The following is an 8,691-nucleotide window of genomic DNA, read 5'->3' as shown; positions in this document are numbered from 1 at the left end:
TGTCAACTCGCCAGCAGGCAAAATGTATGGCAATCCACGCGCAGACCTTCCCGAGCGGCCACTCAACCTCAGTGTCTCCCGGCCAGCATCAACATCCCGTCCAACGCCGATGGACGTTGATTCACAACCAGGCCCGTCGACAGCGCGCGACACAGCAGAAACGGAGCACCCTCTTGATCTGAGTATGCCCCGCCGCTTGCCGGATAGCCGATCGCCGGAAAACAGCCTTCCACCAACGCCCGGTACGCCGCAATTCACACCGGCGAGCAGCCGTGCGCCAACACCTGTTACCCCCTTCTCACCTGCAATATCAGAAGGCTATTCCGCAACGGCTCTCCCGCGAACACCTGGCGCATCCCTGTTTGGCTCAGAGGGCAGAAGTTCTCCCCTTTCCCGGCCGTCAACACCTGGTGCGGAAAGTGAGTCATCAATTGCCGAAATGCGCTCAGGAAATAGTTCAAGGAGTAGCACTCCATCTTCCGTCGCGACATCCGGAGCCGGGCACACGCCTTACGCCGACGATGCGATCAATTTCAACCCCTGGGCAGATAACATTCAGCTGCCATCAGGAAGCTATCTGAACGATCGTGGCTACATTGAGAGAAGGGATTTTAATAAATTGTACCGCGTTGAGCAGGCAGATCGGGTCGACCGGCGTGGCGATCCACAGAACGTGGGCTTCAGGGACGGAAATTACTTTGCCGGTGTAGAAAAGATGATGTCCGGCCCGGTGGTATTCGTTGCGCGAACACGGGAGGGAGCAGAACGTTTTGGCCGGGGCGAGCTGATCAATGGTTTTCATTTGTATGAAATTGACGCGCAAGGCATACCCGGCGTCTCACTTCGGGAAAATATTGAACACAATGAACAATATATGGAACTGGCAAACACCATGCAGCCCGGATATGTCGCTGGTCTGCGCAGCGTCAATCAGCTGGAAAGATTTGGCGATTACGCCTGGTCGTTCGATGAAGTTCATCTGGCCAATGACCAGGTTACGCCGAATAAAATAACCAAAATCTATTAACGCCTGCAAAATATACTGAGCCATTACCGCTGTCGTAATGGCTCAGCGATTAACCGGTTTGTCCCCTTCGCTTTCATCTGCTCCCGTGGCGGTCAAAGCGCGCTCCTCTATGGCAGAAAGAAAACGTTCGGTTAATGTCTGCCAACCGATCGTATATTTCCCGTGCGCGCTTTTCAGGCACAATTCGTCTTTGGCCTGCAGAGGATCACTCACCAGCGTCCAGAGCAGATCGCCTTGCGCTTTTAAACATTGTTCGGCCTGGTCATATTGCCGCGGATTAACGATTAACATTGCCGCGCGATTAGCTTCAGGGTGTTTTTGCAACTGTTTGAGAAGTGCTTGTATGCGTGCTTTCGCCGGCTCTCTGGCAAACGCAAGGCGCAGCGCCTGAGTAAGCAACTGTTTTGCACACTCGACAGTCTGCTTACGCATCTCTTCCCGCTCTTTTTGCCAGTCATCCAGCAATACGTGTGCCTGTTTCCATAGTGTCTTCGACACCTCTTCATACGCCTGATGGCGAATCCGCTCTGCCGCTAATTGCGCATGTTTTATCGTCTCCCTGGCGCGCAGATTGGCTATGTCGCACGCCTGTTGCGCGACAAAAAAGTTCGCTACCTCTTCTCTACGCAGCACCGGTTGTTGCACAAGAGAAGTCCCGGCGAGCAGATTAATTTTATGCACCGTTAACATGGCCGTTTTCCCTTGGGAGATGGTTCTGCATATAGGCGATGACCGCCATCCATAGCGTGGCAACCTTATGCGCGGCAAGATTGATTACTGGCTGGCGCTCGACTTCTTCCACTTTTTCTTTCGGCAGAGAAAAACGCATTCGCGACCAGACCGGCTCACCCACCCAGCCACGAAGCAAGATGATTCCGGTAATTTCCGGATCGGAAGAGAGAGGCGGTGTCCACAGCCCAGGTTTTAACCCCATAGCCAACCGACGACACCATTGCAAAGCACCTGAAGGCATAAAACGATAAGCCGATTGTGGGTGATCCACACAGACGCAAAAAAGAACTTCAAATAATAAAACACGCTGGTGTTGTAAGAGCTCAATGACGTTAATAAACGCCTCTGTTGGTTCAGGAATTGCCGTAGGTTTGACGCCAAAAAGGCTATCAATCCAGTACCTTTGGTGTGCTTCAGCATGAGTGATAACCGCGTGGATAATGTGCAACTCTTCCGGCAACGGCCAACTGTGATGACGTTTATGACGCCAGCCATCGCGCCACCAGTGAATCCATCGCAGCATGAAAATCCCTTTAATGAAATGGGTTTTATTTTTTCTGTATAAAGAAATAAAACGATGCAAGTAAGCAGAGGCAACCCAGAAAATACAATATCATTGTGTTTGGCTTTTTATCTTCCGGCGCACCACCTTGCGTTTTATATTCCGCCGTGGGGATAAAGGAAATAGACAGTTTTTTATCATCGGCATCAACCATTCCCGGAATACTGCTGAGCGCCATACGCCTAATAACAGGCTGCAATTTTTCCACATGAATATCTCGATTATATTTTATAAATACCGCCGCTGAGGCGGGTTGGATTGGCTCGCCCGCAGAGATACGTTCCGGCAGGACAATATGCACCCTTGCCATAATGACGCCATCTATTTGCGATAACGTAAACTCCAGTTCCTGCGACAAGGCATAAATATAACGAACGCGCTCTTCAAGCGGTGAAGAAATCATACCTTCCTTACGAAAAACATCTCCCAGGCTAACATAGCTCTGGGAGGGCAATCCTGCGGAATGTAATATTTTCACAGCTTCAGGAAAATCGGACATGGCTATCGAAACGGAATAACCCGTTTTATCCGAATGCTTCGCGGCTTCAATACCTTTGTCCTTGAGTTCTGCAACGATGGCGTTAGCCGCTGGCTCAGCAAGCCCCTGATATAACGCCAGTTCACCCTGGCATCCGGAGAGAAAAACCACCAGGAATAACAGGGCAATGGCATTAATTGCTCTTATTAACATAATGGGTTTTTATTGTTATTGTAGGTTTGTCATTCTCTCCACGCTGTTGGTCATTTTACTGATCATTTTCGAGACAAACTGATTATTTAAATAATAGTTTGACATCGAACGATTGGCTTTCAGCACGTCATACGGATCATTGCTACCGGAGGCAGATTTTAAATCCCGTCCCGCCTGCCTGGAGAGCTTTTCTAACATATCAGATAACTGGCGTAGGATAGATTTAGTATCGGTATTGCAATCATTTCGGTCATTGCCCGGCCGATGGTGGTTATTTGAACCGGAGCAGTTATTCCCATTATTGCCTGGTCGATTGCAACCATTCCAATTATTATCAGGGCGGTTGCCACCATCCCAGTTATTATTTGGTTTATGACAATTATTCCAGTCGTTATTGGGTTTATTACAGTTTTTGCCATCGTCTGGTTTACAGCAGGTATTATTATTCTCAGGCGGTTTAGGGGTGGAACCGCAGCGCGTTAACACGTTATTGGTGCTGTTGTTGTTTTGCTGAAAAACAACCTGTGGGTTGCTTACCATATTTAAAGCTGCTCTGGTAATAAAACACATAGAATACTCCTTTATCGCACAGTGCTATTTTATTGAAGCCATCTAATATTGAATGGCTTTACCCGCCTGTTGCATTGAGTTTTGCGCTTTTGTTGACGAATCGATGAACGAACTGGTGATGCCGTTAATGGTATCGGTGATCATTTTGGCTGACTGCGCTTGGGCGTTCATCATCGTTGTTGCGGCGGAAACCATATCCAGTTGTCCCATGGAAGCTAAAGACGCTCCCATTGAAGCTCCTCCGGCCATAACGTTTTCTCCTTTGTTGGTGAGTAGTGACTTGGGGTTGCTACGATTTATTGGTGGCGCTTTTTTATAAAACCGTTCATTTTTCGCAATGCGTTTTTAAACGCATGTCGTGCCGTTTGCGGGCACGGGTGTTATCTGGTTCCATAGCGCTCGCCATGTTACATTTTGGTGACATTCCACCCACTTATGCCGCTATGACCATTTCTGTGTTTTGCATCCTGCTATTCGCCGCGCTGCTGCATGCCAGCTGGAACACGATTGTGAAAGCGGGCAGCGACAAGCTCTACTCGGCCATTGCCGTCAGTGGTTCCGCCACGTTAATCGCGCTGGTTTTACTGCCTTTTTCGCCCCAGCCAACTCTTGCCAGCGCGCCTTATCTCATTGCCAGTTGTGCCTTGCAGGTGATCTACACAGTGCTGGTCGCCAAAACCTATCAGGTAGCGGATATGAGCCAGACCTACCCGCTCATGCGCGGCACTGCGCCGCTACTGGTAGCGATAATCAGCGTGCTGTGGCTTGGTGATTCGCTCTCTAACATGGCATGGGGCGGGATTGCGGTGATCTGTTTGTCGATTCTCGGCATGGCGTTCAATGGCCGCAGCCAGTCGCGTAAAGGCATTTGGCTGGCGTTACTCAACTCCTGCTTTATCGCCGGTTATACGCTGGTGGATGGCACCGGTGTGCGCCTCGCGGGTTCGGCGCTCGGCTACACATTGTGGACATTCTTCATGAATGGCTTCTGTCTGCTGCTGTGGGCCATGTTGGCGCGTCGGCAAGAAGTGACACGCTATCTGGTAGCGAACTGGAAAAAGGGATTACCCGGCGGTATCGGCACGATGGGATCTTATGGGCTGGCGTTGTGGGCAATGACACAAGCGCCGCTGGCGGTGGTGGCGGCACTGCGTGAAACCTCGATTCTCTTCGGTGCGCTGCTGGCCTGTTTGTTGCTGAAGGAGAAGGTCGCCGGGTTGCGTATCGTTGCTGCCTGCGGTATTGCCGCCGGAGCAATTTTACTGCGTCTTGCATAATGCACACTGGCAATAAAAGTTGCCGAAAATCGTTTATAAAACCTGCCTGGCGCAGCATGACCATTGCTGTGCCGCATAGTGGTTCTGTCATCTGTCTGTGATAGATTCCTCCCGCATTAAGGCTCTATTGCAGCCATATATTCTTTAATATCCAATTTTCTTAAAGTAATCATCGAAATGAAAAGGCAAAGAAACGTCAATTTGCTGTTGATGCTGGTGCTGCTGGTTGCCGTCGGACAAATGGCGCAAACCATTTATATTCCGGCGATTGCCGGTATGGCGCACGATTTAAACGTGCGTGAAGGCGCGGTGCAGAGCGTGATGGCGGCTTATCTGCTGACGTATGGCGTCTCGCAGCTGTTTTATGGCCCACTGGCGGACAGAATTGGGCGCAGACCGGTTATCCTGGCCGGGATGACTATTTTTATGATGGCGACGCTGATTGCATCCTCCACGCACAGCCTGACGGTGTTAATTCTGGCCAGCGCCTTGCAGGGCATTGGTACGGGCGTCGGTGGCGTGATGGCGCGAACCCTGCCGCGTGATCTTTACGCGGGTACGGATCTGCGCCACGCTAACAGCTTGCTGAACATGGGGATTCTGGTTAGCCCGTTACTGGCTCCGCTGATTGGCGGCGTGCTGAACACCCTGGTGAACTGGCGCGCCTGTTTTATTTTCCTGCTGGTACTGTGTGCGTTTGTCACCTACAGCATGGCGCGCTGGATGCCGGAAACCCGCCCTACGGACGCGCCACGCATCCGGCTTATCGCCAGCTATAAAACGCTGTTCGGTAGCGGCGCGTTTAACTGCTATCTGCTGATGCTGATTGGCGGCCTGGCAGGGATTGCGGTGTTTGAAGCCTGTTCCGGCGTGCTGATGGGTGGCGTTCTCGGCCTGAACAGCGTGACGGTGAGCGTGCTGTTTATCCTGCCGATTCCCGCGGCGTTTTTCGGCGCATGGTTTGCCGGGCGGCAGAATAAGCGTTTAACCACGCTGATGTGGCAATCGGTAATTAGCTGCCTGGCGGCCGGTATTCTGATGTGGATCCCCGGTTTTCTGGGTGTGATGAACATCTGGACGCTGGTAGTTCCCGCCGCGCTGTTCTTCTTCGGTGCCGGAATGTTATTCCCGCTGGCAACCAGCGGCGCAATGGAGCCTTTCCCGTTTCTCGCGGGAACAGCGGGGGCGCTGGTCGGTGGTTTGCAGAATATCGGCTCCGGCGGGCTGGCATGGCTTTCGTCACAACTGCCGCAGAACAGCCAGTTTAGTCTTGGGATGCTGATGACGTTGGCCGGGCTTTTGATCCTGCTGTGCTGGCTGCCGCTGGCGTCGCGTTTTGCTCGCCACGAACCGGCGGTTTAACTTCATGATGGCCCGGCTTCGCGTCGGGCTTGCAGCAATCTGGCGCGATCATTACCTTCAGTAACGGTTCCGGCGCGGGTCGCCATGCGCCCTCTTCACCATCATAAAATTGCGCATCAGTGTTAATCGCATAAGGGATTTTCACCTTATTCAGTTCGCAGGCCATAAAACGGGCAAACGCCAGTTGCGACTCGGTTGGCGCGCTTTTCATTGACTCGCCGACTGCCCAACCGCCAACCCAACTGGTATGGCCCGTTTTCTGCTGCCAGCGTACAGCGGTGTTGATACGCGCGCGAATGGCGGCTTTCTCCGCCGCCGTACCGGATGTCCACGGATATTTCCCGTTCGCTTTTAGCGGTCCCCAGGGAAAGATGTGCCATTCGGCGAGCAGGAAGTTCTGACTATGCGGTGGCAGCCTCAGCGAGGGCAGATCTTCAGGAGCAGCGCGCATTCGCGGCGCGATAAAAATCATGCGCTGCGGATCAATATCATGGAGCGTTCTGACAACGTTTTCATAGGCGCGATTCAGCGCAGAAAGGTCGTGATTAAGTTTATCGGCCGGTTCATAAATCACATCAAAACCGAGCGTCGGGTGATCGGTGCCAAAAAAGCTGCCGACGGTTTTCCACCACACCACCAGTTGCGCTTCATTTTTTGCGTCGGGATCGGCTTTAAAGCTATCGGCCTGGTAAGCAATAATCGGAATTACGCCATACGCTTCACAGGCTTCCACCAGTTTTCGCAGATGGATCAGGCGCGCTTCGGTCATATTATCGGCAACGCGAATACGCACATGGCGGATGCCCGCCTCGTAGAAATCACGCACCACCAGCGGGTCAAATTCACGAATTCCCCGGTCGGTACGCGCCCAATCGACATCCATTCCCACCCCCAGCTGCTGCGCGTAATGCGCCGCTGTCAGCGGGGTATCAGCGGCAAACGCAGAGGTTCCCGCCAGCAGCATAGCAACAGCAATCAGTGGCTTTAACACAGTTAACCTTGTGAAAATTGGGGGCGAATACATGTATTTAGCATGCTTTACGCCACAACGTGTAGCGGCAAAACGTAATAAATTCTCACCACGTCTGCACACTTGCACCGACGGCGTATTCCTGTTTTCTTTAACCATTCGCTTTCGATGATGAAGAACCGATGAAAAACGCCGACCTCCAGAAACGCATCCAGCACGACCCGCTGGTACAAAGACTTATTGACCTGCAAGAAACGCGCTGGTTTAACCCTAATACTACCTCGGTTGCCGAGGCTTTGCCGCATATTGGTCTGACACAGCAAGATGTTAGCGATGCGCACGCCCGCCTGACTCGCTTTGCGCCCTTTATTGCGAAGGCGTTTCCAGAAACCGCTGCCAGCGGCGGCATCATTGAGTCCGACGTGCTGCCGATCCCGGCGATGCAGCGCCGTCTGGGACAAAGCATTACCGGTGAGCTGTGGCTGAAAAAAGACAGCCATTTGCCCATTTCTGGTTCTATCAAAGCGCGCGGCGGCATTTATGAAGTGCTGACCCACGCGGAAAAACTGGCCTTCGCCGCCGGGCTGCTGACGCCGCAAGACGATTACAGCCGCTTACTCTCGCCTGAATTCACCCGCTTTTTTAGCCAGTACAGTATCGCCGTCGGTTCGACCGGTAACCTGGGGCTGTCGATAGGCATTATCAGCGCGCGCCTCGGTTTTCGCGTGACGGTACATATGTCTGCCGATGCGCGCGCCTGGAAAAAAGCGCTGCTACGCAGCCATGGAGTGGACGTGGTGGAGTATGCCGAAGATTACGGTGTTGCCGTTGAGCAAGGCCGCTGCGCGGCGCAAGCGGACGCGAACTGCTTTTTTATTGATGATGAAAACTCCCGCACGCTGTTCCTCGGCTATGCGGTCGCCGGGCAACGGCTCAAAGATCAGTTTGCCCACATCGGTAAAGTGGTCGATAAAAACCATCCGCTGTTTGTCTATCTCCCCTGCGGCGTTGGCGGCGGCCCTGGCGGTGTTGCGTTCGGCCTGAAGCTGGCCTTTGGCGATGATGTCCACTGTATTTTTGCCGAACCGACGCATTCGCCGTGCATGCTGCTTGGCGTATACACCGGCCTGCATGATGGCATTGCGGTGCAGGATTTAGGTATCGATAACCAGACCGCTGCCGATGGTCTGGCCGTCGGGCGCGCGTCGGGTTTTGTTGGACGCGCGATGGAACGCCTGCTGGACGGTTTTTACACCGTTGATGACCAAACGCTTTATAACCTGCTGGCATTACTGGCGCAGGAAGAGAACATTCTGCTGGAACCGTCGGCGCTGGCGGGCATGCCGGGTCCGAAGCAGATCAGTGAAGAGAGCCACTACCATCAGCTTCACGGCTTTAGCCAGGCGCAACTGGCGCAAGCCACCCATCTGGTGTGGGCGACAGGCGGTGGTATGGTTCCGGCAGAAGAGATGGCGCAGTACCTGGCGAAAGCGCGCTAAT

Annotated in this window: 9 protein-coding genes and 1 pseudogene; 4 read left to right on the top strand and 6 right to left on the bottom strand. The window is 52.9% G+C overall.

Annotation, left to right across the window (positions count from 1 at the left end; genetic code table 11):
* Positions 1-1,027 (top strand): annotated as a pseudogene (locus tag E0L21_RS21480) (hypothetical protein); the annotation flags it as partial.
* A gap of 42 nt (positions 1,028-1,069) precedes the next feature.
* Here the strand turns inward: E0L21_RS21480 and E0L21_RS21475 are convergent.
* Genes E0L21_RS21475 through E0L21_RS21455 form a run of 5 tightly spaced genes read right to left on the bottom strand, consistent with a single transcriptional unit; the run spans position 1,070 to position 3,813 of the window.
* Entirely contained in the window at positions 1,070-1,717 is a 648-nt protein-coding gene (locus E0L21_RS21475; protein WP_131413078.1) for an HrpE/YscL family type III secretion apparatus protein, read from the bottom strand.
* Complete coding sequence (locus E0L21_RS21470) at positions 1,701-2,282, bottom strand: hypothetical protein (RefSeq protein ID WP_131413076.1); 582 nt, start codon at positions 2,280-2,282, stop codon at positions 1,701-1,703. The genes E0L21_RS21475 and E0L21_RS21470 overlap by 17 nt, the downstream gene beginning before the upstream one ends.
* A gap of 25 nt (positions 2,283-2,307) precedes the next feature.
* On the bottom strand, positions 2,308-3,012 hold the full coding sequence (sctJ, locus tag E0L21_RS21465) for a type III secretion system inner membrane ring lipoprotein SctJ (protein WP_131413074.1): 705 nt from the start codon (positions 3,010-3,012) through the stop codon (positions 2,308-2,310).
* A 15-nt stretch (positions 3,013-3,027) separates the two neighbouring features.
* Entirely contained in the window at positions 3,028-3,582 is a 555-nt protein-coding gene (locus tag E0L21_RS21460) for an EscI/YscI/HrpB family type III secretion system inner rod protein (RefSeq protein WP_131413072.1), read from the bottom strand.
* Positions 3,583-3,624: 42 nt separating this feature from the next.
* Positions 3,625-3,813 (bottom strand): ATP-dependent helicase HrpA, encoded by a 189-nt coding sequence (locus tag E0L21_RS21455; protein ID WP_200551124.1) that lies wholly within the window; start codon positions 3,811-3,813, stop codon positions 3,625-3,627.
* A 212-nt stretch (positions 3,814-4,025) separates the two neighbouring features.
* Here E0L21_RS21455 and E0L21_RS21450 point away from each other — a divergent pair, with 212 nt between their 5' ends.
* Positions 4,026-4,859 carry a DMT family transporter gene (locus E0L21_RS21450; RefSeq protein WP_131413084.1) on the top strand — a complete coding sequence of 278 codons (834 nt, stop codon included), beginning with the start codon at positions 4,026-4,028 and terminating at the stop codon, positions 4,857-4,859.
* Positions 4,860-5,036: 177 nt separating this feature from the next.
* Positions 5,037-6,221, top strand: a complete 1,185-nt coding sequence (gene emrD, locus E0L21_RS21445) for a multidrug efflux MFS transporter EmrD (protein ID WP_131413068.1) — start codon at positions 5,037-5,039, stop codon at positions 6,219-6,221.
* On the opposite strand, the gene E0L21_RS21440 is transcribed toward emrD, so the two are convergent.
* Complete coding sequence (locus E0L21_RS21440; RefSeq protein WP_170312078.1) at positions 6,124-7,212, bottom strand: cellulase family glycosylhydrolase; 1,089 nt, start codon at positions 7,210-7,212, stop codon at positions 6,124-6,126. The genes emrD and E0L21_RS21440 overlap by 98 nt on opposite strands.
* Positions 7,213-7,373: 161 nt before the next feature.
* On the opposite strand from E0L21_RS21440, the gene dsdA reads away from it, so the two are divergent.
* Positions 7,374-8,690, top strand: coding sequence for a D-serine ammonia-lyase (gene dsdA, locus E0L21_RS21435; RefSeq protein ID WP_131413066.1), 1,317 nt, complete (start codon positions 7,374-7,376; stop codon positions 8,688-8,690).
* Position 8,691 lies beyond the last annotated feature (1 nt).

This window comes from Kosakonia quasisacchari, assembly GCF_004331415.1.
Classification (GTDB): Bacteria; Pseudomonadota; Gammaproteobacteria; order Enterobacterales; family Enterobacteriaceae; genus Kosakonia; species Kosakonia quasisacchari.
Note: the sequence above shows the minus strand (reverse complement) of the source record. Positions and strands in the feature narration are given on the sequence as shown.